23 protein-coding genes are annotated in these 23,768 nt (G+C 54.6%); 18 read left to right on the plus strand and 5 right to left on the minus strand.

Going from position 1 to position 23,768, the window contains the following annotated elements; translation table 11 throughout:
• Positions 1 to 216 precede the first annotated feature (216 nt).
• The 8 genes from AC4PS6_RS25205 to AC4PS6_RS25240 all read left to right on the plus strand — a co-directional run bounded on the left by AC4PS6_RS25205 (position 217) and on the right by AC4PS6_RS25240 (position 8,826).
• Positions 217 to 942 carry a PFL_4669 family integrating conjugative element protein gene (locus AC4PS6_RS25205; protein WP_008437331.1) on the plus strand — a complete coding sequence of 242 codons (726 nt, stop codon included), beginning with the start codon at positions 217 to 219 and terminating at the stop codon, positions 940 to 942.
• Between the two features lie 5 nt (positions 943 to 947).
• On the plus strand, positions 948 to 1,487 hold the full coding sequence (locus tag AC4PS6_RS25210; RefSeq protein WP_008437334.1) for a DUF3158 family protein: 540 nt from the start codon (positions 948 to 950) through the stop codon (positions 1,485 to 1,487).
• Positions 1,488 to 1,502: 15 nt separating this feature from the next.
• A complete protein-coding gene (locus AC4PS6_RS25215) occupies positions 1,503 to 1,967 on the plus strand; it encodes a single-stranded DNA-binding protein (RefSeq protein ID WP_008437336.1) in 465 nt (154 codons plus the stop codon).
• 110 nt (positions 1,968 to 2,077) lie between these two features.
• The gene (locus tag AC4PS6_RS25220; protein ID WP_008437339.1) at positions 2,078 to 2,503 is read left to right on the plus strand and encodes a hypothetical protein; all 426 of its coding nucleotides are present in this window, start codon (positions 2,078 to 2,080) and stop codon (positions 2,501 to 2,503) included.
• Between the two features lie 178 nt (positions 2,504 to 2,681).
• Positions 2,682 to 2,879 (plus strand): CrpP family ICE-associated protein, encoded by a 198-nt coding sequence (locus AC4PS6_RS25225; RefSeq protein ID WP_073845721.1) that lies wholly within the window; start codon positions 2,682 to 2,684, stop codon positions 2,877 to 2,879.
• A 99-nt stretch (positions 2,880 to 2,978) separates the two neighbouring features.
• Positions 2,979 to 4,883: a type I DNA topoisomerase gene (topA, locus tag AC4PS6_RS25230; protein ID WP_008437341.1), complete on the plus strand. Its 1,905-nt coding sequence runs from the start codon at positions 2,979 to 2,981 to the stop codon at positions 4,881 to 4,883.
• 110 nt (positions 4,884 to 4,993) lie between these two features.
• Positions 4,994 to 6,874: a hypothetical protein gene (locus AC4PS6_RS25235; RefSeq protein WP_019818088.1), complete on the plus strand. Its 1,881-nt coding sequence runs from the start codon at positions 4,994 to 4,996 to the stop codon at positions 6,872 to 6,874.
• Entirely contained in the window at positions 6,871 to 8,826 is a 1,956-nt protein-coding gene (locus AC4PS6_RS25240; RefSeq protein WP_024073377.1) for a DEAD/DEAH box helicase, read from the plus strand. Before AC4PS6_RS25235 ends, AC4PS6_RS25240 begins: the two co-directional genes overlap by 4 nt.
• A 255-nt stretch (positions 8,827 to 9,081) precedes the next feature.
• Here AC4PS6_RS25240 and AC4PS6_RS25245 read toward each other — a convergent pair whose 3' ends face one another.
• Genes AC4PS6_RS25245 through AC4PS6_RS25265 form a run of 5 tightly spaced genes read right to left on the minus strand, consistent with a single transcriptional unit; the run spans position 9,082 to position 12,526 of the window.
• A complete protein-coding gene (locus AC4PS6_RS25245; RefSeq protein ID WP_008437347.1) occupies positions 9,082 to 9,630 on the minus strand; it encodes an arsinothricin resistance N-acetyltransferase ArsN1 family B in 549 nt (182 codons plus the stop codon).
• A 19-nt stretch (positions 9,631 to 9,649) separates the two neighbouring features.
• Positions 9,650 to 10,384, minus strand: coding sequence for an arsenical resistance protein ArsH (gene arsH / locus AC4PS6_RS25250; protein WP_008437348.1), 735 nt, complete (start codon positions 10,382 to 10,384; stop codon positions 9,650 to 9,652).
• Positions 10,384 to 10,854, minus strand: coding sequence for an arsenate reductase ArsC (locus AC4PS6_RS25255; protein ID WP_008437349.1), 471 nt, complete (start codon positions 10,852 to 10,854; stop codon positions 10,384 to 10,386). The genes arsH and AC4PS6_RS25255 overlap by 1 nt, the downstream gene beginning before the upstream one ends.
• A gap of 9 nt (positions 10,855 to 10,863) precedes the next feature.
• On the minus strand, positions 10,864 to 12,153 hold the full coding sequence (locus AC4PS6_RS25260; protein WP_008437350.1) for an arsenic transporter: 1,290 nt from the start codon (positions 12,151 to 12,153) through the stop codon (positions 10,864 to 10,866).
• 22 nt (positions 12,154 to 12,175) lie between these two features.
• Positions 12,176 to 12,526 (minus strand): metalloregulator ArsR/SmtB family transcription factor, encoded by a 351-nt coding sequence (locus AC4PS6_RS25265; protein ID WP_008437351.1) that lies wholly within the window; start codon positions 12,524 to 12,526, stop codon positions 12,176 to 12,178.
• Between the two features lie 456 nt (positions 12,527 to 12,982).
• Between AC4PS6_RS25265 and pilL2 the strand changes: the two genes are divergently transcribed.
• The 10 genes from pilL2 to AC4PS6_RS25315 are packed head-to-tail and all read left to right on the plus strand — an operon-like array spanning position 12,983 to position 23,721.
• Positions 12,983 to 14,140 (plus strand): PFGI-1 class ICE element type IV pilus protein PilL2, encoded by a 1,158-nt coding sequence (gene pilL2, locus AC4PS6_RS25270; RefSeq protein WP_019818090.1) that lies wholly within the window; start codon positions 12,983 to 12,985, stop codon positions 14,138 to 14,140.
• Positions 14,140 to 15,954: a PilN family type IVB pilus formation outer membrane protein gene (gene pilN, locus AC4PS6_RS25275; RefSeq protein ID WP_019818091.1), complete on the plus strand. Its 1,815-nt coding sequence runs from the start codon at positions 14,140 to 14,142 to the stop codon at positions 15,952 to 15,954. The genes pilL2 and pilN overlap by 1 nt, the downstream gene beginning before the upstream one ends.
• A gap of 3 nt (positions 15,955 to 15,957) precedes the next feature.
• Positions 15,958 to 17,289 (plus strand): type 4b pilus protein PilO2, encoded by a 1,332-nt coding sequence (gene pilO2 / locus AC4PS6_RS25280; protein WP_024073376.1) that lies wholly within the window; start codon positions 15,958 to 15,960, stop codon positions 17,287 to 17,289.
• Positions 17,279 to 17,851, plus strand: a complete 573-nt coding sequence (gene pilP, locus AC4PS6_RS25285; RefSeq protein ID WP_008437355.1) for a type IV pilus biogenesis protein PilP — start codon at positions 17,279 to 17,281, stop codon at positions 17,849 to 17,851. The genes pilO2 and pilP overlap by 11 nt, the downstream gene beginning before the upstream one ends.
• A gap of 12 nt (positions 17,852 to 17,863) precedes the next feature.
• Positions 17,864 to 19,423, plus strand: a complete 1,560-nt coding sequence (locus tag AC4PS6_RS25290) for a GspE/PulE family protein (RefSeq protein ID WP_019818093.1) — start codon at positions 17,864 to 17,866, stop codon at positions 19,421 to 19,423.
• Positions 19,413 to 20,552 (plus strand): type II secretion system F family protein, encoded by a 1,140-nt coding sequence (locus tag AC4PS6_RS25295; RefSeq protein ID WP_019818094.1) that lies wholly within the window; start codon positions 19,413 to 19,415, stop codon positions 20,550 to 20,552. Before AC4PS6_RS25290 ends, AC4PS6_RS25295 begins: the two co-directional genes overlap by 11 nt.
• A gap of 25 nt (positions 20,553 to 20,577) precedes the next feature.
• Complete coding sequence (locus AC4PS6_RS25300; RefSeq protein ID WP_019818095.1) at positions 20,578 to 21,093, plus strand: type 4 pilus major pilin; 516 nt, start codon at positions 20,578 to 20,580, stop codon at positions 21,091 to 21,093.
• Between the two features lie 10 nt (positions 21,094 to 21,103).
• Positions 21,104 to 22,045: an ATPase, T2SS/T4P/T4SS family gene (locus AC4PS6_RS25305; RefSeq protein WP_008437359.1), complete on the plus strand. Its 942-nt coding sequence runs from the start codon at positions 21,104 to 21,106 to the stop codon at positions 22,043 to 22,045.
• The gene (gene pilV, locus AC4PS6_RS25310; protein ID WP_019818096.1) at positions 22,035 to 23,351 is read left to right on the plus strand and encodes a shufflon system plasmid conjugative transfer pilus tip adhesin PilV; all 1,317 of its coding nucleotides are present in this window, start codon (positions 22,035 to 22,037) and stop codon (positions 23,349 to 23,351) included. The genes AC4PS6_RS25305 and pilV overlap by 11 nt, the downstream gene beginning before the upstream one ends.
• The gene (locus AC4PS6_RS25315) at positions 23,284 to 23,721 is read left to right on the plus strand and encodes a hypothetical protein (RefSeq protein WP_124356003.1); all 438 of its coding nucleotides are present in this window, start codon (positions 23,284 to 23,286) and stop codon (positions 23,719 to 23,721) included. The genes pilV and AC4PS6_RS25315 overlap by 68 nt, the downstream gene beginning before the upstream one ends.
• Positions 23,722 to 23,768: the final 47 nt, after the last annotated feature.

The raw sequence follows: 23,768 nt of genomic DNA on the forward strand, positions 1-23,768 counted from the left end.
CATGGCAAGTGTTGTGGCCCACAACACCCTGACAGCATCCGGCACCGGAGGTGGCCGCCACGCAAGGGATTCGGTCCGCACCGGCGAGTTTCAGCTCTTCCTATATAGAAGCCTCAACAAATCCCCTTCCATCGGGCTACGTATTTAATGCTGCGTCTCCTATAGCCAAATTGCAGCATGGGTACGTCAATCCTCTTCCCAAGGAAACACTGCACCATGGCTGATAACTTCCGGCTCAACATCGGTTCACTGCGCAGCGATGTGAAGCTCACCCTTCACACTCACCACGCCGCTCGTATATGGATGGGGCGCCCTAAAAATGACCTCAAAGCCGGCATCATTGGTCTGTCAGGGTTCTGCACTGTCGTCAATCGAATGTCTCGAGGCGCCCAACAGGATGATCCCTACTCTGACTGGTGGATGATCCTCCTCGAGGAAAAGATCAACGATTCCAAGGAAGCGTTAAAGACCATCGAAGATCGCCTGGACACAGCCATGGCCTCTCTTCCACCGGCCATCAGCATTAGCGAAAACCTCTCGATCCAGCCTGTCAGCCTCCCGCTGTACATCTCCAATCCCCTGGGATTTCAGGCTGTGTACCTGCTGACGAACTACGACGAAATTGTCAGACGCATTCTGTTGGCCCAGCACGTTGGCCTTGTCGGGCGCCACGATATGGAAACCTGGATCGACGAAGGCGCAGCGGTACTGCGGAGACTGTTTGGTCTGGCCCAGATCTATAAGTACTCAGGCGCTGCCCGCGACGACTTCGCTGCAAACAATGCCAAGGCTGAAGCAGCCCGCAAAATGTACGAGCGGTACGGTGAGCTGCCACAAGACATCCTGGAAGGCACCCGCCGTTCGAATTTCGCGCCACCGATCATCCGCGGTCAGCAGCAAACCGAGACGGATGATCATCTCGATGACCCCGTTGAGGGTTAAAGAGCATGGGCCAGATTCCCTCCAATGATGGGTCGCTGCAACAGACCGCCTTCCGGCCACTGCAACAGGAAGCCTTTCAGCGACTGCAACAGGCTGCCTCACTAAAGGGCCTTTTAAAGCCTTTTAAAGGTAAGGGGGAGCTGACCCAATTTGCCGATCTTTGCCGAGCTCAAGAATCGGACTTAAAAGCTCTTGCCCAGGAAGTGCTGAGCCAGGCCCGCCGATATCCATTCACCCTAGTTCCAGTGCGGTTGACTGAGCAGAACACCCAAGCCGGCACCCAGTTTTTGAGATGGCAGCAGGTGACAGATCGGCGGATGGGCGTAGGGGTTTGGGCAGAAATGATGGGCTCACCCAGAACACCGGAATCCATGCTGCAGGATCTTTACGTGATGGAGCTGCAGCGCATCACCTTGAATATGCAAATGAGTTTGCTGCACTCGATCACCAAACAGGCCGCCGAGTGCGCAGAAAAAATGGGCCAGGCAGAGGCCGTGTATACCGCTCGCCTGCAGCAGCTCAACAACCCAACGCAACACCAATAACCTCGGAGAATACTCATGGGCACGCCCGTACAAGGCTGGGAAGGCAATATCGGTTCTGCACCGGAATTCAAAGAATTCCCCAACGGCAATAAAGACCCACGTCGACTCATGCGAGCCAACGTTTACTTCGACAATTCGATTCCGGATGGCAAAGGCGGCTACGAAGATCGTGGCGGTTTTTGGGCGAATGTGGAGTGGTGGCACAAGGACGCCGAGCATTATTCGCAACTGTTCCAGAAAGGTATGCGAGTGCTGGTTTCCGGTCGCGCCGTTATGGACCGTTGGAAGAACGACGATGGCGAATTCGAAGCTTTGAAAATCCAGGCCAGCCGGGTCGGCATGCTGCCACACCGCGTGACCATGGTGAATCTGGCGCCTTCGCAAAACCAGAATTCGCAACAGTCCAACAGACCCGAATCGCGGCCGCAGCCAGCTCCAGGCCCGGATGAATATCCAGATACCGATCCACCGCAATTCTGAAAACAGGGGCTTAATTTTTCGGCCCATTCGTGTAGCTGTCGGTGTTGGGGGAAACAGCTCATCGTTTCCCCCGACCTCATTAGAGAACCACTACAAATTAGGACGTGCCGATGGATGAAGTTTTGAGGGACCCAACAGGGTACGTTGTCATTGGCGCAGAGCACCCAGCTTTAGGCCGTGTTTACTGGGCTTACTTTGATGAAAGCGAGGTGAATGCTCCGGACTACTACGGGCTCACCCTGGACATAAACCGAGCATCATGGGCTCCAGTTGGGTGGCGAACGGGAGAGTATCTGATGGGGGGCCGTGGAGAGACAGACCTTGATACCTGGCAAGCCCGCCGATTTATCAACACCTTGCTCGATGAATACCGCTTAGATACTGAATACCGCGTCGACTTTGACGACGACGACGAAATGACTGAACACTTATACGGCAAGCTGGAACAACTACGTGTTCAAAGCGGACAATCCACTCAGGACTTCATCGCGTGGATCAGAGTTGCGAACTGGACGGACGAGCCAGCTTCGAATTGACATCAAACCGCCAATTGGTTGGCAAAAAATCGCGCCATTCGTTAACTTTCAGGTTGAGTCACACTTCCATTCGGCTATCTCAAGCACAGAAGTTTAAAACTTCCGTTTTTGATGCAAAAAAATGCGCTATTCGTGATGTTACTGTCTGATAGATCTGTTCTTCGGGGACCGATAGCCAATGGCGCAATCTCGAACTTCTTTGAAACCAGCAGATAGGCGGCAATTCAATAACCCCCATACTGCCGTTCAAATAGCCGGTGCTGACGCCGCCCGAAAAGGGCTACGGGTGTATGACTGCCCTTACCACCATCCTGCGATGCGCGCGTCGTGGCTAAAGGGCTTTGCCCAGGAACAGCAGCTGACGCTGGACCTCTAGCCGCTAAAAGCCTCCCGTTGTGCATTGACCATTTCCCATTGAAGCCTTACCTGCCATGACGTGACAGTCCCGCTCTGCATAATTGAGAAGGGGCACACCGTGAAGCTATTGATCATCGAGGCACCTGGGAAGCTGAAAAAGCTTCAGCCAATGATGAAGAAACTGCGCCCAGGCGAACACTGGTTGGTTGTCGCCAGTGGTGGGCACATACGTGACTTGCCCGCCAGAGGGCAGGACGACAGCATGATCACCACAGGCGTCCGCAAAAATTACACACCGGTGTACGAGATCCTGGATAAGAGCGCCAAGGCCGTGCGGACCATCAAGGCCGCAGCTAAACAGGCCGATGAAATCTACCTCGCAACCGATCCGGATCGCGAAGGTGAAAGCATCAGCTGGCACATCCAGCAGGTACTGGCGGTCAAATCCTACAAACGCATCACCTTCAATGAAATCACCCTGAAGCGTGTCGCAGAGGCTCTAGCCAATCCTCGCCAAATCGATTTGAACAGAGTCGCGTCACAAGAATGCCGGCGTGTACTTGATCGTTTGGTGGGTTACCTGGTGACTCAGGAGCTACGCCGACTGATGGGCAAGCCCACCTCTGCAGGCCGCGTGCAATCGCCTGCCGTATACCTGGTGGTTTTGCGCGAGCGCGAGATCCGCAACTTTCAGGTAATCAACCACTTCGGTGTGCGTCTGAACTTTGTGGATATGAATCAGGGCACCACCTGGTATGCAGACTGGCAACCGGTACCGGATTTCGCGAGCAAAGACTTTCCTTACGTTCAAGATGCCAACCTGGCCCGACTCGTCGCCGGCACACGTAATGTCGTCGTCGAGTCCTGTGAAGACCGCAAGGCCGAGCGCCACCCACCCGCGCCCTTCATCTCTTCCACCCTTCAACAAGCAGCCAGCAACGCCTTGAAATGGGACCCGGACAAGACCATGCAAGTCGCCCAGCGATTGTATGAACAAGGCGTGATCACCTACCACAGGACGGATAATCCCAACGTACCAGACGAGGCCATGGAGGATATTAGAACCGTAGCTAGATCTATCGGATTGAAGACCGTCGACGAGCGACGTACATTCAAGGCCGCCGAAGGCGCGCAGGAAGGCCACCCCGCTATTACCCCGACGCATTGGGCTGATACAAAAGCTGGTGAGAACGACGAGGAACTCGCCCTGTACAAGTTGATTTGGGTCCGGGCGCTGGCCAGCCAGATCGAAGCGGCGGTATTCGACGTGCGTGCTGTAAAACTGCTCGCGGTTGGCCCAAATGGTAAGGCTTTGCGATTCAATGCAACTGGTGAAACCCTTTTTCATCCTGGGTGGCGGAAACTGCTCAAGGGCGATGACACAGACGATGAGGAAGATGGAGCAGCGAGCAACCCAGTTCCTGCACTCACACCAAAACAGATCATCTCTGTGCACAACGGAGAACTGCTGAAGAAGAAAACTCAGCCGCCATCCCGCTACACCAAGGCCAGTCTAATCAAAGAAATGGAGCGCCGCGGTATTGGTCGTCCCAGCACGTTCGCCTCGATCTTGAAGAACATCACCAGCAAAGGAATGATTGAGGAAAAAAGCCGCAAGCTGGTACCGGCGCCGCTGGGGGAGGAAACAATCGCGAAGCTGGAAGGGTTCTACAGTTTCGTGGAGCTCGATTTTACGAGGGAGCTGGAGCGGGATTTGGACAAAGTCGCCCAGGGCCAAGACACCTATGGAGCTGTCGTTGCGCGTCTGCATAGACGCCTGGAAGAGGAACTGTCTCAGCAACGTGGAATGCCGAGTGTGCCGATGGCGTCCGCTCCACGCCCAGCCACAGCAGGTGGCGCTTTCAACTGTCCCAAGTGCAATCAACCCCTCGCAAGGCGACAAAAAAAAGGGGGCGGTGGCTATGACTTTTGGGGTTGCACAGGCTTCAAATCGAATGGATGCAAGGTGAGTTTTCCAAACTTGAATGGCAAACCAGATCTCAATAAACCCAGAGGGGTGTGACTTCTGCCATTGCCGATATAAATCACCGACAACGCCGTTACGCATTAACCCTAGAAGCCCACCATTCCTATACCTGACAGTCCTCTGCGAAATTGCAGAGGAGGTCATGGGTGAGCGTACAGAAGAGACAATCGGTGGTGGGGCTGCGCATCTTAGCGCCGAAGCTGGAGAAGTTCTCAGACCGGCAAATTGAAGTCGCCCAGACCTGGGCTTTACAATTTAACGTACCGCCCTCCCAGCTGACCTCCTTCATCGATACCTATCTGAGTTCCACTGTCCATACTCGTTGCTGGTGCGTAGCCCTGCCCTCTACAGATGATCAAACACGGCGGCTCCTGGCCAGAATCGGCGATCACCTCCAGTACTTCGATGGTCATCAGGTTAAGGCCTGCAAAATCTTCAGCAAGGACCGCGTGCATAAGAGAAAACCCACCGCAATGGTGGCCCAGCAGCTACTGCTCAGGTTTGAAAAACGCTGGTATGCAGACGTCCTACTGACCTCCTTCTGCAAGTCTGCTGGAGAGAGGGCGAAAGCCCTTTCGATTGAAGATCTAGGAAGCTTTAATCGCCGCGGCTTCGATTGGACGGCGAGCAACAATCGGTACTTCAATCCCCGCACCCGATTTTACCTGAAGCAGATTGGCAGCACGCTGAAGCAGTTTTGCCAGTGTCTGGACCAAGAGCTTTTATTCGCCATTCGTTCAGCGCAATGTCCCTCACCCAAGCTCTATAACTGGCTGGCTCAAGGTGACCGAAAACGCCGCCTTCAGGCCCTAAAAGCCCAGCCAGTACTGATTCCACTTCTGGTACTAGCAGATCAATGGCCGTGGCCGTGGGATGGGCAGCAGCAGGTATACATGAACTGCCCATGGGATGAACTTCAGGCGTGGCGCCCATACTGGAGTGAGGACCGTTATTTGATTTCCGCTGAAGAGTGCCTGGTAGGTCGCATAGCCGACGCGGGCCTCCCCCTTTCCGACACACTGGCTTGGCTGCTACAGGCGCCGCGCGCTGCAGTGCGCTACCTGGGTCAACAGCGGGTATTCGATACCGGCAGTGCATTGACCCGTATCAGCCGCGAGGGGCCACAAGGACCCTGGCATCGACTGCTGCTGGGAGCCTCACTGGGCAATCGCCGTCCTCTTAAAAAAGCGCACTGGATCACTCTCTTCGCGCTGCTGGATAAAATCCCGTATCAACTGCTGGATCAAACGCAGGACTGGAACAGGCTGCTGTCAGGGTGTCCAACTGATTGGTCGGACGACAATTGGTCCAAAATCGCCGACGACTTTCGAGACCTGAACGAGCTCTTTAACAACGTTGATGAGAGCGACGGACCAGCTTCTGGTGAAGCACTGCAGAAACTCAAAAGCTTCATTGCTACTGCTTCCTATCACCAGATCGCCAGCTTGGTGAATGGCTTTCACCTCGCGTTGATAGACATCCGTGAGGCTTTAGATGCAGTAGATCCACAAACAAGAACAGACTCTTTAACGCCCTGGAAGCCGCTGCTTTATTCAACCAGCACACCCCTCGTGAGTCCAAATGGGCTGCAAATTATCGAACTGAAGTGCCCCGCCGATCTTGATGCGGAACATCGAGCGCTGGGCCATTGCATTGATGGTTACGACTACAGTGCTTATCGGGGCATCTGCCGTCTTTTTTCGGTTCGCGAAAACGGGAAATCGTTGGCCTCTGCAGAAATCCAAATGGATGAAAGTGCCTGGGGCGAAACGTTAGCAAAATTGACTCCCAAACACCTGGTGACGATACAACTGAGAGGGCTCCGCAATCGCACACCTAAGTCGGGCTCCAGGGTTGACCGGGCCTATCAATGGTTTTGGGCAAAGATCAAATCGGGTGAGCTCGCCATTAACCTGGAATGGCCCGACCAAACACTATCCATGTCGCGCTATACAAATCGAAACCGGAAAAAAATGCATGCCCAGGCCTGTGCGGAATGGATCAACCAACGATTGAGCAGGACATGAGTCGTCCACGTCTGATGAACCGCCGGCAGGACCTGGTCGAAAAAGTCATTTTTGACGGCTATGACTTCGGGGTCTTAATGCAATACGTTGAGGGTGCGAACCGGCTGTTTCTCGAACGTAATGGTTTCTATATTCGGCGTGCCGAGCATCCTCAACATCGCTATTGGCGATTACCAAAAGGCAAGTTGCTGGATGACCTGGATGTGCTCTTCCACCGTTTGATGGAGTTGTCCGAGGACCGTTTCAATGAAAGTTGGGAGACGTTTTCACATAAAATCACAGCCGCACAAAACGACCCAGATCGGCAGGCATTCACGTGGGGGCTGACCTTTCGGATAGCTCCACTCGTTCAGGGCGGGATCCTGCTGTCAGGTGACTACCATCCTGGCGCGGTCGCCGTTTCAAGGCGCATGCACGGCGTGTTTCTCGGGCATTCCAAGTCCTGGCGCATTGACGCTGGTGCGGAAGTGGTGCGAAGCAACTTGATCCTGGAGCTTGGATTGTCGGAGGATCAGTTCGAAATCCTCGACACCGTGCAAGAGCTGCTGACCGACGGATCCGTTGTTCCAGCTGATGAAATCACCCGCATCAGTCTTGGTGGACCGCCACAAGAGCGCGCAGCAAAAGCGGCTGACGATAGCACCTCAACCGATGTGTATTTAGCCGCGGTGCCCTCAATCGAGCGCACCGGGTCCACTACCGAACAGATTAACCAGGCATTGGCTGGTTATTCTTTACTGGACCATCAACCGGCAGGCATCCGGCACTTGCTACAGCGCACAAGCGCCTTGCTTGCGGATGACATGGGGCTTGGTAAAACTCGCCAAGCAATCATTGCCGCTGCAATCCGAGCAGCTAATAGACCCATCTTGGTTATCACCCTGTCGACGTTGATCATCAACTGGCAACGCGAAATCCAGATGGTGTATCCCAAGGCCACTATCGGCCAACAGGTCTTTGATCCCTCTTCGCAATGGATTATCACCAACTACGAACGCCTTGGCGATTTTGTTCTGCATGCAGGACACTTTGAAGTGATGATCATCGACGAGGCGCACCGCCTGAAAGAGCCGACCGCCGCGTGGACACGTCACGGCTTCGACATTGCCGCCAAGATACCCAACCGTTACCTGCTGACGGGTACGCCAGTCCTCAACCGAGAATCTGAGCTGCACACGCTGCTACGGCTATCCGGCCACCCCGTTGGGAAACTGCCCTTGAAAGAATTCTGCGAACAGTTCGCCGGCAGTCAGGATTTCCGCATGAATCTGCGGGGCGCAATCGGCGATTGGATGCTCCGTCGACGCAAGGATGTCTTGCCCGGTCTCAAGGGCAAACAGCGCCAAACTTTACCCATCGAACTCACTGCTGAAGAGCGCAAGCAATACGATCAAATTCGGCTCGAAGACAGGCCTAGCCTCGCCAGGTTGGGATCACTGCGTCAGTTGCTTGAGCAGGTAAAGATTCGTGTCGTAATGGATCTGCTGTGCGAACTGGACGCGGAGGACAAAGTAATCTTGTTCTGTGAGTTCAAGGATACGGTAGGAACACTTCGCACTCGGTGCAAGCAAGCTGAGTACGGGTGCGTCACGGTTGTCGGCAGTGACTCTGTAGGCAAACGGCAGAAGGCGATCGATCAATTCCAAAGTGATCCAGAAACCCGCGTCTTTGCCGCCACTACCTCCGCTGCCGGCACCGGCAACAACCTCACTGCGGCCAACTATGTGATGTTCCTGGGCCTCCCCTGGACGCCTGGACTGCAGGACCAGGCTGAGGACAGGGCCTACCGCAATGGGCAATTGCGCATGGTCGTGGTGAAAATCCCGCTGGTGGAAAACACAATCGACCAGATGCTTTGGCAAATGCTGCAGGATAAGCGTCAGTTGGCAAGTGACCTCATTGAGCCCGACGCGGCCGGCAACGCGAGACAAGCATTGGCGACCAATTTGTAGATCTGCGGTATATCACTGCTTCTTAGTGGCTGAGACCTTGTAAACGTACTTGGAACCATTACTTTTGTTTTCTGGAATCTAATAGGCCTCCCCATCGGCAACAATAGTTTCGTTCGATATCTGCAAACTTCCGAAAGTGGCAAATCTATTTCGATTTTACCCACTTTGCTCGTATTCATTTCGAGGAGTCGAACATAATTGACTTTGTTACGTATTAGAATCTTCCCATCGCTCATAATGGCCGTCGAGACCCATTCAGAAGAGACTGATCTCACTGAAAGGCACGGACAGTTTTGGCGGACTCGTTGAATCCAGCGCGATACGCCAATATCCAACATCATGCCAAGCGCCATGCTTGAATCCTACTTCTGGATACGTACCGATGTGAGCGAAGCCTAGTGCTTCATGCAGCCCCACGCTGCCATCGTTTGGCAGCGCGATCCCGGCAAAGGCTGCGTGAAACCCTTGCCTTTTCAATGTCGGCAGCAACACGCCATACAGTGCCCGGCCGACCCCGCTACGGTGCGCTTCTGGCGATATATAAACGGTGACGTCGACCGACCAGCGATAGGCCTCACGAGCCCGGTGCTGACTGGCATATGCATAGCCGATGAGCTGGCCGTCTCGCTCCGCTACCAGATACGGGTAAGTCGGCAAAGTCGACCCAATCCGCTTGGCCATCTCTTCGACTGTGGGCGGCTCAAGCTCAAACGAAATCGCCGTATGCTCAACCATCGGTGCGTAAATTGCCTGGATGGCTTGAGCGTCCGAAATCTGCGCAATCCTTACTGTGGTGTTGCTCATCCTCTATCCCCTTGGTCGCTCAAATCGATCTTTGATTGACTCGTTTCGAGAGTGCTTCGGCGCTTTCCTTGCGCTCCGAATAGCGGTCTACCAAATACGTTTCCCGGCCCCGAACCATCAGCGTGAACTTCATCAGTTCCTCCATCACGTCCACAACACGGTCGTAGTAGGCGGATGGCTTCATACGCCCTGCGTCGTCGAACTCCAGAAAGGCTTTGGGTACTGACGACTGGTTTGGGATGGTGATCATCCGCATCCAGCGCCCGAGGATCCTAAGCTGGTTTACCGTGTTGAAGGACTGTGATCCACCGCAGACCTGCATGACGGCCAACGTCTTGCCCTGGCTGGGGCGGACAGCGCCCAACGTGAGAGGTATCCAGTCTATTTGGGCTTTGAATACAGCAGACATTGCACCGTGACGCTCTGGCGAACACCACACCTGTCCCTCTGACCACAGAACCAGATCCCGCAGCTCTTTAACCTTTGGATGGTCTTCCGGAGCGTCATCAGGGAGAGGCAGACCCGAGGGATCAAAGATGACGGTCTCGGCTCCCATTAGGGTCAGGATGCGCGCGGCCTCTTGGGTCAGCAGCCTGCTGAAAGAGCGCTCACGGGTTGAGCCATACAGCAACAAGATGCGTGGTTTGTGAGTCGGTTGCTCGTTGCCTTGCAGGCGATCCAGTGTGACGAAGTCGATTAGCGACTGATCCAGATTAGGTAGATCCAGGCTGCTTTCCGAGGAAAATTCGTCCATTACAGTTCACCTATTTGATCTAGCTCGCGCTTCAGTTCCTGCGGTGTGAGCGCCGAATGATCCAAGCTGAAGAATGCCTCGAAACGCTTTTTAATCTGGACGACGGTCGCGTCAAATGCGGCTTGGATGTCGCTGTCTGTGCCTTCTACATCGGAAGGGTCGGCGAGGCCCCAGTGGCTTTTGACAGCAGGCCCGAAATAGACCGGGCAGGGTTCGCCTCCAGCCTTATCACACACGGTGATCACCACATCCGGTGGTGAGTCCGAAAACACCTCTGAGCCTTTGCTGTAGAGATCTGTGGTGTCGATACCAAGCGCTTGCAACGTACTCACGGCGCGTGGATTCAGTTGTCCGCTTGGGAAGCTGCCCGAACTGACGGCGTTAAAACCGCTCGGGGCCAGGTGGTTGAACAACCCCTCCGAGAGAACGCTCCGGCAGCTGTTTGCCGTACACATAAATAGCACTTTCATGGGTTTCTCCTAGACAGGGATGCTCAGCCGCGACGCCAGTGCCACCAGCGTTACCAGCAAGATAGGGAGGGTGAGGATGCTGCCGACTTTGAAGTAGTAACCCCAGGTGATGCGGATATTTTTCTGCGCTAGCACATGCAGCCACAGCAACGTGGCCAGGCTTCCGATGGGCGTGATCTTGGGGCCAAGATCGCAACCGATGACGTTGGCGTAGATCATGGCCTCACGTACCAGTCCTGTAGCGTCGCTGCCCTGAATGGACAGAGCGCCGATAAGCACACTCGGCATGTTGTTCATGATCGAGGACAACAGCGCAGCGGTGATACCGGTGCCCAAGGTAGCGGCCCATAGGCCATGCTCGGCAAATATGTTCAGCAGCCCCGAGAGCGAGTCGGTTAGGCCAGCATTACGCAGGCCATAGACCACCAGATACATGCCCAGCGAAAACACGACAATTTGCCAGGGCGCGTCCTTGATGACCCTTCTCGTGGAGATGATTTGGCCTTTACCTGCGATGACCAGCAGGATCATTGCACACGCAGCAGCAACAGCGCTGATGGGGATACCTAACGGCTCCAGTGCGAACAGACCAACCAGCAGCAGGCCAAGTACCCACCAGCCAGCAATGAAGGTCGCCCGATCTCGAATCACCGACTCCGGGGCCTCAAGCTGATCCGCGTCGTACTGGGCGGGAATGTCCTTGCGATAGAACATCCAGAGCATGAACAGTGTCGCGGCCACGGCCACTAGGTTCACTGGCCACATGACAGAAGCGTATTCACCGAAACCCACGCCAAAAAAGTCTGCCGAAACGATGTTCACCAGGTTGGACACCACCATCGGCAGACTGGCGGTATCAGCGATGAAGCCTGCGGCCATCACGAATGCCAAGGTGGATGCCGGGCTGAAGCGAAGCGCCGTCAGCATCGCGATGACGATTGGGGTCAGAATCAGTGCGGCTCCATCATTGGCGAACAGTGCCGAAACGGCTGCACCGAGCAGGATCATCAGCGCAAACAGACGTCCGCCTTTGCCCCGACCCCAGCGAGCGACATGAAGCGCCGCCCATTTGAAGAATCCCGCTTCATCGAGCAACAAACTGATGATGATCACAGCAATGAAGGTCGCGGTAGCGTTCCAGACGATGTGCCACACAACCGGCACATCCCCTAGACTTACGGCGCCAGTCAGTAGTGCCAGAACGGCACCCGCTGCCGCGCTCCAGCCGACACCTAACCCCTTGGGTTGCCAGATAACAAAGACGAGCGTAACTACGAAAATCGATGCTGCGATGAGCATGAGTATGTTCCAGATCAGGATGTCAGCAGCAGGAGGCTTGGCGCACGGGTCTGTCTTCCATGGAAGCCAGCCGTCCTTGATGGTCGTTAACCCAGGACTGGTGTGCCTGCGTAGTGACGTTCAGAACATCCAGTGCCCACTGTTCAAGCTCGGGATGCAGCCGGTAGTAAACCCACTGACCCTGCCTCCGATCTGCGAGTAACCCGCAAGCACGCAGTTGGGCAAGATGCCTGGAGACCTTCGACTGGTTATCGTCCAGTGCCCAGATTAACTCGCACACGCACAACTCACCCTCAGCCGAAAGCATGAGCATGATCCGGGCGCGAGTTTCATCACCCAAGCACTTGAAGAATGTGTGTGGTGTAAGGCTCATAAGCAATCGCTCTGCATATGTGGATAATCGAATATGCAGATTTAACCACGTTCAGCCTGCTTGCACAAATGCCTGTGGCGGGAGTTAACGATGGGGATCAATGCTCACCGGTCGACCACAGGGTAACGACCAGGAGGGATTAACAATCGCCTCAGCACGCGGACGGAGATTTGATGTTCGAATGGATGTTCGCTGAACGCGATTTTGGATTCATTACTCTAGGCGTAATGGCAGGATAGCTGGTCAGGTCGAATGCAATTGAGTGGTCAGCGTGAATGCAAATGAATGCTCAGCGTGAATGGAAATGGGTGATCAGATACTAGGTAATTTTCCACCTCGGTCGCGTCATCTTTGTATAGCCTATAAATACCTATAGACGTAGTTTTCTATTTCCTACTGCGCAGCTGGTACCAGCCTGTCACCGTTCCCCTATCATTACAGGGGGCCTCTCGGCACATGATCAGGCACGTCACCACGCTCTCGCTTCTAGCGTTAATCGCCAGTTGCACGACCCAAACGGCGCAGACACCCAAGCCCGCTTTCGACAGCAGTCGCAATCCGGACATGTTGACGCCAGACCTCTATCCTGGCGGCGCCGTTCCTGAAAAAGAACCAGTAGTGCGCTATGGCCGCTACACCCTCGTCAGCACGCTGCCAGATTCTGGCCAACGTGACCTGATGGCTCAGATTATCGACATCAGCATTCCAGCCAACATGCACCCAAATGTGCATGAGGCCATGCAGTACGTGGTGGACCGTTCAGGTTATACGCTTTGCTCGGCAGACTCTGGCCACGTCAACATCCTTTACACCCGACCACTCCCAGCAGCCCAATATAAACTTGGCCCTATGACCCTGCGTAACACCCTGCAGGTGCTCGCAGGTCCGGCCTGGCAGGTGAAGGTCGACGAGGTCAACCGTCAGGTGTGCTACGTCCTGCGCCCTGGCTACCAGCTCCCGGACTCTCCACGTCCTGCATCAACTCAGATTGCTCAACTCAACACATCGACAGCTGCACAGCCTATCGCAGCGAAGAGCAATAACAATGATGCGGGCAGCCAAGTAGTAGTCGCCGCCGTTCCCCAAACAGCGCCTTTCACAACAACGGCATCAGCCGCTACCCCTGTGGCGAACGCTGCACCAGCCAAAACCGTGGCCCCTCCTACGGTGATTACCAAGGATGGCTCTACAAAACAAACGTCTGCCTTGCCGACTCAGAGTCCGGCCTCGACTTCGTCCAGCAACCCAGATGCCAAGGCCGCTTCAACTCCGAAACTGGTCACCGCGCCGTCCGCAGTTTCTGCAGCGCCAAAGCCGGTTGCGACGGACATTGCAGCGCCGAAGCCGCTGGCCCAGACATGGACGGCTTCAACTGGCTCAACCCTTCGTCAAACCGTCGAAGGCTGGGCTGAAAAAGCGGGCTGGAAACTGATGTGGCAGGTCGATGATTTGGATTACTCAATTGACGCTCCACTTCGATTTGAGGGCAGTTTCCAAGAAGCCATTGGGTCGATTTTCCCTCTCTACGACTCGGCTCCACGGTCCTTTCTGGTCGATGTGGTCGACAGTAACTCCTCACAGCGGCTGATTTTTATTACAGAGAGGAACAAATGATGACTGCTCGTCTCTGGATCAAAAGCACAGCCTTGTCACTTATCGTCGCACTGGTGAGTTCCTGTTCGCTGCAGCGTGTGAATGAATCGGCCAGCCGAGCTGAAAATGACGCTGCGACAGCCTCTCAATACAGCCGATTTCTGAGAAATCAGCAGCAAGAGTCCGCGCGCGCTACGGTGGTGTTCAGCGACAAACCATGGGTGTCCAAAAAACCGCTGGTCGCCAAGCGTGGTTTACCGCTGACCATGGATTGCGACATCACCTATCGCCCCTCATATAACGTTGGGATCGCTGAGATCGCGCAGTACATCACTAGTGAATGTGGTGTACCGGTCATCGTAGCCCCTGACGCAATCGACCCAAGTGTCCTTTCCAGTTCGACGCAGGGCAACTCAGGACCTGCAGTTCCACCTGGTTTGGGCTCTGCCGACAACCTGACCAACTTCATGCCCGCCGGCGTCATCGGCAATGTTCCGAGCAACGCCCGCTCAATGAATTCGATTGGGCTGACTGCACCCAACACATTCCCCATTAAGTACAGCGGCAAGCTGTCAGGGTTGTTGAATCAAGCGACCTCCCAGTTGGGCTTAGCGTGGAATTATTCCTCCGATGATCGAAGCGTGCATGTCACTTACTTCGACACCAAGACGTTCGACGTCTGGGCATTTGGTGATGACCAGGTCATTGAAAGCACAGTGAAGTCGGGCTTGCTGACCGCTACAGGCAGCGGGAGCAGTTCCGGTGGTGGTGGCGGCGGATCTTCGTCGACAGGTGCATCGGGTGAATCAGGCAGCAACCAGAGCACCACCGTTACCATCAAGACCTCGCTGATCGGAGACATTGAAAAAAACGTCAAGGCGATGCTGAGCCAACAGCCCCAAGGTCGGATGTTCCTCTCGCGTTCCACTGGCACCCTGACGGTAAGTGATCGACCAGAAGTACTCTCAAACGTTGCTAAATACCTGAATTCGATCAACAGCAGTATCACCCGTCAGGTGTTGTTCAACGTCAAAGTTTTCGAGGTAACTCTCACCGACACAGACCAGACCGGCCTGGACTGGACGGCTGTCTATACGTCCTTGAGCAACAAATGGGGCTTTTCGCTGAAGAATGCCACCACCGGCATAAGCACGGGCGCGGTGTCGGGCTCGTTGAGTATTTTGGACACGTCGAAGTCTCCTTGGGCTGGCTCCAACTTAATCATCAAAGCACTTTCCGAACAGGGCCGAATCTCGAACGTTCGCTCGCCGTCGGTCACCACGCTGAATCTGCAGCCGGCACCCATCCAGATCGGCAACGTAAAGAGCTATGTCGCATCAAGCTCGACAACCACTACGGCTTCCGTTGGATCGTCTACTTCGCTCACCCCCGCGACTATCACCAGCGGCTTCAACATGATGTTGCTCCCTCGAATCATCGACCAGGACAACATGTTGCTGATGATCACCCTGAGCATGAGTAGCAAACCGACCTTCACCACTTTTACGAGCAACGGCTCCAGTGTCCAGACAGCGGATTACGACACCAAGAATCTGTCGCCCAAGGTCAAATTGCGCAGCGGTCAAACCCTCGTACTGACTGGTTTTGAGGAGAACAGCGAAAACGCAACCAAGTCTGGCGTAGGGGATCCTGGATTCTTCGGTTTGGGCGGCAGCCGTGTCCGCACCACAGGGCACAGCGTACTCGTAGTGCTGATTACTCCTGTTGTTGATAGCGACACAGGCAGCCCCAGCGCGGTGATTTCACCTGCTGCCAACGAGCCTTGGGGCTCTTGCCCTACCCCACTGCTGCATTGCACAGGTTCCAAGGGGTAAGCCATGGTTGCGGAAACCTCAAAAAATGCACGCTCTGCTCGAGTCCAGGTACTCCAGTATCGTGGAAAATCATTTGTCACCGGTCTGCGCTGGCATCCGCTGGGTAGTGTCACCGGGCACATGAAGGAAGCGCGCCAGTACGGTCGTGAGCACCACCTCGACATTGTCGCCATTAGAAGAACACCAGCCATTATTCAGGCAGGTTTTGTAGCGCGCAGCGAGGAGGTCATCAAAGGGATGTACTCGCTCGCGGCCACCCTGGCTGGACAGCTGGGGGACTCATGGATCGCGGCCTGGAAAACTGAAAGCGAGATTGACCAATATGCCCTCGTTGCTGTGTATCAAGGTGGCGTGATCTCTGGCTGCGACATGATCGGCACTGGTGCTGAGGTCCGCCGCCGAGTCGCGCAACAACGCAGTCGTGGGATCAACTTCGACAACGAGTACCTGCCCCCAGAGTTCGATATGGGCGGTCAACCACTGGACGTGGCAGAGCTGCTTCAGCCGTCGCATCTAAAACGCGAGTACCGGCTACGGCCACTCGTCTTTGGGCTATCCAAACCAGAACTTGTACAGCTGGCGGTTCTTGGCGTGCTGATCGCTGCCGGCATCATCGGATGGGCTCAATGGCAGAACCATCAGGACCAGATAGCCAAAGAGGCGGCTTTCCAGGCTGAACAGCAACGCCTGGCAGAGTTGGCCAGACTGCAAAAAGAATCCGGTATGGAACAGACGCCCCAAGCGCTTGAACACCCTTGGGCCAAACGTCCATCTGTTGCAGATTTCCTGGAGGGTTGCAGCAACGTCATTTATCAGTTGCCTCTGTCCATTCAGGGATGGCAGTTCACGAGTGCCGTCTGCGACGGCGCACAGGTTTTGTCCTCCTATAAGCGCTCGGGCAATAGCACGGCCGACAAACTGATACAGGCGACGCAGGGCCACTTTTCTGATCGGCCGGCCTTCTTTGACGAGGGCAACTCGGCCACGTTGAAATTCGACATCTCTCTACCCGCAGCCGGTGATGAGCCTCTAAAAGACGCCATCGTGATGTTGGCGAACCTGTCGTCTTGGCTGCACAGCTTCACTCAAACCCCAGTGCTGAAAGAAGTGCCGGTCGTTGTGCCCATTCAACCAGCGATACCGGGCCAACCTGCGCCACCGCCGCCCCCACCGCCTCAATGGAAGCAATTCGAGCTGAGCTATGCCACTGGCATTACGCCGCTGGACTCATTATCCGGCGCACCCAGTCAGGGCTTACGGCTGCGCGAAATCACAACCAAATATGAGACCGGCCACCTTGTCTGGTCAGTAATAGGTGACCTATATGCGAAATAAAGCGCTGTGCTTTTTGTGCTCCATCCTTGCGTTAGGGGCACCATCGAGCTGGGCAGATGAGAACACCCTATCTGGGGTGAACGTCGGCGAGCTGGCCCAGATTCAAAGCCAGACGATCTTGTTGAATGCCAAAGCCGAGAAGGCCAAGGCCGAAAGATCGATCAAGGGCGAAGACCAAAGTGCGACGACGCAGCCGTCAACTGTGTTTTTTTCTCAAGGAAACCTCACACAGCCGGCTGCAGCCTCGGCGCACAGCAGTGATACACAGTCTGACTTGCCTGTCGTGAAAGCGGTATTCGGCTCAGCAAAACGGCTGCGTGCGACTCTGCTCTACAGCAGCGGATTTGAAGTAGACGCAGATGCCTCATCTCGGGAGTTACCCGGTGGCTATCGCATGGCCATCCTCTCCGTCGAAAACGTGACCCTCGAGCGTGGCGGTAAGCGCTACCCCCTCGGCTTTTCCAGTACGCCCCCGGCCAGCTTGAGCAACGTTAACAATTCAGCCCCCAGCATTACCCCATCAGCACCTATGCCGCCTGGGCTGATCCCTGGCCAACGTTGATTGAGAAGTTCGATGACGATCCTGACTGAAAAACCAGATGTCATAGAGCCTGACAGTGATGAGTCTGCTGCAGTCCTACTGACGTCGCACCAAATACTGCTGACGGCCCCTGGTGGACCGTTTGAGCTGAAACCCGAGCTGCGTCAACTATGTGCGTTGACCAGCGATGGGATTTTGTATGTGTCAGCCCAACACCAAACGGATGCCTATGTCATGGCATTCGAGGACCAGCTGGAACACGAAAATCACCACTTTGAGGTCAAGGTCTGCTCGATGAGCACAATCAAGGCACTCTACCGCGCCAATGATGATGCAAATGGTAAAGCACTATCGGCGACTGAGACGAAGCGCCAGGCCCAGGTGGTGCAGCTTTTAGGAGAAGCCCACCGGCGCAATGCCAGCGACGTCCACTTTGTCGTAGGTCACGATATCACTCGAATCTTCTTTCGCATCCACGGGCTCTTGTGGGAGGCAGAACAGCACCAGAGCCAGGTGGGCATGGAGCTCTGCTCGTCCCTCTACAACAGCATGTGCGATGTCGCGAAAGACCACTACCAGCCGCAGGTGAGCCAGGACGCCAGGGTAAAACGCGCCTATGTCGACCAACTCGGTTTGTTCGGTGCCCGAGTCGCCACTCGGCCGCTCGTAGATGGCCCTCTGATGGTTTTGCGTCTGCTGTATGACGACAAAACCAAAATGACGCTTAGTGATCTCGGTTTCCTGACGCAGCAAATTGATGCATTCAGCCGCATCCGCAGCTTGCCTTATGGGGTGAACCTGATCACTGGACCCACCGGTTCCGGCAAATCGAAGTCGCTGCAGGTAAACCTGAACCTCTTGCACGAAGAGTGCGGTGGAACAAAACACATTCTGACGATGGAAGATCCACCTGAATATCCACTTCTCGCCAATCAGTCACCGCTGGGCGCCGGTGAAACCTGGAATGACGGGATCACCAATTCCATGCGACTCGACCCTGACATTCTCATGTATGGGGAGATCCGGGACCTTGCATCAGCACAAGCGGCTTTCCGCGGCGGTATGACTGGTCACCTGGTGCTGACGACACTGCACACCAACAACGCTGTAGCAGCTCTTCAACGACTGATCGACATGGGTGTAGACCGACACCTGGTTACTGATCCTGCACTGATGACAAGCGTGGTCAATCAATCCCTCTTGCCCGTGCTGTGTTCCCACTGCCGCGTCCCCGCACGCGAGCATCTCGGGCAGCTCAACAGTGCGCTGGTGCAGCACTTGCGCGATTTGGAAGCGATTGATGAGACCTACCTCAAAGGACCGGGATGCCCGCATTGCAAAGGCTTGGGCATCACCGGTCGCACGGTGGTTGCGGAAACTTTGCTCACCGACCTTGAATTCATGCGCGTTTTCAATGGGCAGGGTGCAAGTGCGGCACGTCGCCACTGGGTCAAGGAAATGGGCGGTATTACCAAGACCGCACACACGATCATCAAACTGAAACAAGGATTAGTAGACCCCCGCCACGCCGAAATGACGGTGGGGCCGTTGGACTTTGACCGGCAAATCCTGGAGCTCGCTCATGCTGAGTGACGTCAGAGCGATGCTGAATCGTTGGGCAGAGACCTTCTATGCCAAGCAGTTTGGCAAAAACGAAAGAATCCAGTTCTACGAGAGCCTGATGGGCATCCTTGAGGATGGTGTGTCGCTTGAAGACGCACTGCACACGGTGGCCAGAGCATTCAGCGATAACGGGCAGAAGCTCCATCCAGTGTCCCTTGCCTGCAGGGATATCGCGCAATCGGTAAAAGGTGGGAAATCGCTGAGCATTTCCTGCGAAGGCTGGGTTCCCTATGACGAGAACTCTTTGATCGCTTCCGGGGAAGACACCGGCAACCTGGTGCAGGCATTTCGGGACTGCGTGAGGATCATCGAAGTACGTCAGCGGATCAGCAAACTCGTAGCGTCCGCCACCGTTTTCCCCTCCATGGTGTGGAGCGTCATGGCGGCGTTGCTGTATGTGATTGCAGTGTGGATGGTGCCCTCCATGACACGACGCTCCAACCCCGAGGCGTGGACCGGCGTGCCGGCCTTCCTCTATGCCCTATCGAATTTCGTGACCCACTACGGGCTAGTGACGCTGATAGCTGTAATCGTCTTTATCCTCATATCGATCATCACTCTACCCGTGTTTTGCGGCCTTCAGATTACGGCCGCCAGCCCTTCGTGGAAGCTGCAGTTGAACAAGCTGCTCCAGGTCCTGCGAGTCCGAGCAGAGAGGCTCCCGCCTTGGTCAGTCTACAAGGCGCTCCACGGATCGATCTTTCTGCTCAACATGGCTGTGATGCTGCGCTCCGGCATCAACCAACTAGATGCGCTGACCTCTCTTCAACGCAATGCCTCTCCATGGTTGAAAGAGCGCCTGAGCGCCATTCATTACGGAGTGAGCGCCGGCAAAAACTTCGGTACCGCATTGAAGCTTGCGGGTCATCAATTCCCAGACCCCATGGCGATGCATTTTCTGGAAGTGCTCGCCACCCGCAAAGGCTTCGCTGAGTCGATGGAACGGTTTTCCAACCGGTGGCTGGAGCAAACGCTTCAGCGCGTCGAAGCCATCGCCAAATCTCTTATCGGCATGTCCTCCATGGCCATGGGGGTCATGATGATTCTGGTAGTGGTCGGGATCTTCCAGTTGGCCGGCAATGTGACTGCAACGCTTTAAATCAAACCTAAATGAGGTACTGGAAATGCCAACAAACACTCAAAACAACCAACGCGGATTTCTCTCCCTGGACGGGATGTTCTGGTTGATGCTGATCGCGGTGGCACTTGGTTTCATCGTGTTCATGGGCTACAGAACGTTCGGCAGCTCGGACGTCACCATTGAACAGAGCAATCTCGGCACGTTGCTGAGCAATACCAAACGACTGAAAAGCACCACGGGCTACGCCACGGCAGGCACCAACTTGGCGCCTTCTTTGATCAACCTCGAGGCAACTGGCGGCATGAGCATCAACGGTAATGCCCTGTCCAACCGCTGGAACGGCGCAGTGACCGTAATGAGCAACGGCATGACCTTCACCATCACAGAATCCAACCTTCCGAAAAATGCCTGCATCACCCTTGCCTCGAACATGGCCAAGGACAAACAGACAACGACGGCGATCAATGGCGGCACTGCAATTGCCGGCGAAATCACTGCGGTGGCAGCTGCGACCAGCTGCTCCTCGGACGCCAATACCATCGCTTGGACTTCGTACTAAGGAACTCAGTGTGAGCGTGATCTCTGATGCTGAATTCGTCGACCTGTACCTCGGCGATGGATTTGCCGACGCCAAAGGTCTCCCTGGGCAGGCACGAAGGGTTGAAGCGCCCGCCGAATGGCGGGCAGACCTTGAGCGCTTACGGGCGCAGTGCGAGGAAAAGCACAAGGCAACCCAGGATCCAGAGTTCGCCCTAATTGAAGATGGCGTCGTCCTTCGTGTAACCCAGTTGCTGGATTTGAATGGCAAGCCTGTGTTTGTCGTAAGCAAATCCTCAGTCCAGATCCGTCCATTGGACATGCTGGGTCTGCCCGACTATCTGCAGGACGCGCTGATGAGCGACACGGTACGCGGCCTGATATTTATTTGTGGGGAAATGGGCACAGGGAAAACCTCAAGTGCTGCATCACTGGTGAAAGCACGTCTCGAGGCCTGGGGAGGCATTTGTGTGGCTGTAGAGGATCCTCCAGAACCATTTTTGAATGGCAGGCATGGGAGTGGGCGCTGCATTCAAGTTCCGGTCTCTCGCCGGATGGGGGGATACGAGGAAGCTTTGATCCTAGCGCTGCGCACAAGAGCCGATTTCCTGTTCGTGGGAGAAATTCGCGACAGCTCGACAGCAGCACAAGTAATTCAAGCCTCGATCAATGGCCATCTCATTATCAGCACAGGTCATGCCGGCAGCGTTACTCAAGGCATTGAACGTATATCAGCCCTGGCTCAGCCGTTACTCAATAACGCCCGAGAGCTGCTCTCCAAGGGGTTGGTGGCTGTTCTTCACCAGTCCTTATCAAGTGGCAACGAAGGAAGTCGTCGATTAACCCTGCAGAGCCTGCTTTTCACAGGCGATGACGGACCGGGCATCCGAGAGAAAGTCCATGCAGGAAAGATCACGATGCTCGATCACGACATCGCTCACCAATCATCAAGGAGTCTCTGGAATGACCAGTAGGATCAAGCAGCGGGGGTTCTTGAGCTTGGACATGGCGATCGGATTGGCCGTTTTCTCCGTTGTCGTCACTTTGGCGATCGCATGGCAAATCAAGCAGATGGATTCTCAGGACTATCGAATTGCGGCTGATCAACAGAGAACCATTTCAGAGGCATTGGCCAAATATCTGAAGGATAACTACAGCGTGGTGCTGGCCAACGCGGCAGCAACCGTACCGGTGCAAATAACCGTTCCGATGCTCGTCAACACCAACTACCTTCCTGCAGGTTATAGCCCCACTAACGCCTTTGGGCAGACCATTGTCGGCCTCGCCCGGAAACCCAACGCCAATCAACTGGAAGTGATTGTGGTTACTACAGGTGGGCAGACGATTCCTGAAATGGGTATTCGAACCATCGCTGAAAATCTCGGAGGACCTGGTGGGTTCATCTCTTCTGCCAATCCGAACATCGTCCAGGGCGTGCGGGGTGGATGGCAGGTAGCACTAAGTAACTATGCTATAGCTCCTGGCCCAGGACATACAGCTAGCGCACTTTTTCTTATGGATGGAGCGTTGGCTAATGACTATCTATATCGAAACGCAGTGCCCAATCATCCAGAATTCAACACGATGAATACTGATATCACGATGGGCAACCACAATATTAACAACGCAGGAAGTATCACAGCGTCAGGCAACATAACAGCTAACGCCGACATTACAGCTCGAAACGTTATCGCCACAGCCAATGTTAATGCCGCTACTGCAACCATTACCGGTGATACCAGCACAGGTGGTTGGTTCAGAACACGTGGTGACACAGGCTGGTACAGCGAAAAATGGGGAGGCGGGATTTATCAAAATAGCCCCAACTGGGTCCAAGTTTATAACGACAAAAACTTTTCAACCGGAGGTGAACTATGGGGTGGAAAGATAACCTCGACGGGCAAGATAACGGCCTATGATCGCATTCAGACAAATGAATATTTGTCCCTGGGAGGCATAGCTACCGAGGGGCAACAGTGCAGTGACCGAACCCTTCTTGCAAAAAGCGCCGCGGGAATAACGTTGTCCTGCGAACAAGGCTTATGGAAAAGACCAGGTGGGTGGGAATTCCAGCTGATCCAGGGCACCTGCCAGGCGCCTGCCAGAGGAAGTGTGACCTGCTCCCTTGGCGACACTACATGGAAGTCATGCTCTTTAACTGGCGCTTTTGGCATCGGGGATAGTGAGACTGGGTACATCTTCAGAAATGCAAGTGGATGGTTTCTCTCCACATCTCGACTTTCCTGGCCAGGTCTTTTCTATTGGAGCTGCTTCAAATAAAGCATCCATTTATAAAATTTCAAAAACGTTTTATAGTATGTTTATGGGGATTATTGCAGTGCAGACGCTTGAGAATAACGTTGAGTATAGTGCTGGAGAATTACAGACCTGGCTAAGCACCCGAAGCAGGATATGCTCAACTGTGCTATGGCGTCGCGCACTAGAAGAAAAAGAGGCATTCGAGGTCGGCGAGTTCACTTACAAGTTACAACCAACGGCCTCTGGTCGTTATTTAGTAAAAAAGATCGCCACTATGGAATTAATCAATCCACAACGCAAACCAATGAGCATCAAGCGAGCCGCAAAGTGGACTGTCATTGCGCTTGGCCTAGTAGGAATTTGCTTAACATTGATTATCCTCACGAAATAGTTTTGTTATTGACGCGTAGGTGGTAACAACCACCATTTTGTGGATGG

The organism is Pseudomonas sp. DW-iso17 (genome assembly GCF_058725345.1).

What these genes read in the sequence shown, in the direction of transcription:
- AC4PS6_RS25205 (WP_008437331.1), top strand. Translation starts at nt 217, where the DNA reads ATGGCTGATAACTTCCGGCTCAACATCGGTTCACTGCGCAGCGATGTG.
- AC4PS6_RS25210 (WP_008437334.1), top strand. Translation starts at nt 948, where the DNA reads ATGGGCCAGATTCCCTCCAATGATGGGTCGCTGCAACAGACCGCCTTC.
- AC4PS6_RS25215 (WP_008437336.1), top strand. Translation starts at nt 1,503, where the DNA reads ATGGGCACGCCCGTACAAGGCTGGGAAGGCAATATCGGTTCTGCACCG.
- AC4PS6_RS25220 (WP_008437339.1), top strand. Translation starts at nt 2,078, where the DNA reads ATGGATGAAGTTTTGAGGGACCCAACAGGGTACGTTGTCATTGGCGCA.
- AC4PS6_RS25225 (WP_073845721.1), top strand. Translation starts at nt 2,682, where the DNA reads ATGGCGCAATCTCGAACTTCTTTGAAACCAGCAGATAGGCGGCAATTC.
- AC4PS6_RS25240 (WP_024073377.1), top strand. Translation starts at nt 6,871, where the DNA reads ATGAGTCGTCCACGTCTGATGAACCGCCGGCAGGACCTGGTCGAAAAA.
- AC4PS6_RS25245 (WP_008437347.1), bottom strand. Translation starts at nt 9,630, where the DNA reads ATGAGCAACACCACAGTAAGGATTGCGCAGATTTCGGACGCTCAAGCC.
- arsH (WP_008437348.1), bottom strand. Translation starts at nt 10,384, where the DNA reads ATGGACGAATTTTCCTCGGAAAGCAGCCTGGATCTACCTAATCTGGAT.
- AC4PS6_RS25255 (WP_008437349.1), bottom strand. Translation starts at nt 10,854, where the DNA reads ATGAAAGTGCTATTTATGTGTACGGCAAACAGCTGCCGGAGCGTTCTC.
- AC4PS6_RS25260 (WP_008437350.1), bottom strand. Translation starts at nt 12,153, where the DNA reads ATGCTCATCGCAGCATCGATTTTCGTAGTTACGCTCGTCTTTGTTATC.
- AC4PS6_RS25265 (WP_008437351.1), bottom strand. Translation starts at nt 12,526, where the DNA reads ATGAGCCTTACACCACACACATTCTTCAAGTGCTTGGGTGATGAAACT.
- pilL2 (WP_019818090.1), top strand. Translation starts at nt 12,983, where the DNA reads ATGATCAGGCACGTCACCACGCTCTCGCTTCTAGCGTTAATCGCCAGT.
- pilN (WP_019818091.1), top strand. Translation starts at nt 14,140, where the DNA reads ATGACTGCTCGTCTCTGGATCAAAAGCACAGCCTTGTCACTTATCGTC.
- pilO2 (WP_024073376.1), top strand. Translation starts at nt 15,958, where the DNA reads ATGGTTGCGGAAACCTCAAAAAATGCACGCTCTGCTCGAGTCCAGGTA.
- pilP (WP_008437355.1), top strand. Translation starts at nt 17,279, where the DNA reads ATGCGAAATAAAGCGCTGTGCTTTTTGTGCTCCATCCTTGCGTTAGGG.
- AC4PS6_RS25290 (WP_019818093.1), top strand. Translation starts at nt 17,864, where the DNA reads ATGACGATCCTGACTGAAAAACCAGATGTCATAGAGCCTGACAGTGAT.
- AC4PS6_RS25295 (WP_019818094.1), top strand. Translation starts at nt 19,413, where the DNA reads ATGCTGAGTGACGTCAGAGCGATGCTGAATCGTTGGGCAGAGACCTTC.
- AC4PS6_RS25300 (WP_019818095.1), top strand. Translation starts at nt 20,578, where the DNA reads ATGCCAACAAACACTCAAAACAACCAACGCGGATTTCTCTCCCTGGAC.
- pilV (WP_019818096.1), top strand. Translation starts at nt 22,035, where the DNA reads ATGACCAGTAGGATCAAGCAGCGGGGGTTCTTGAGCTTGGACATGGCG.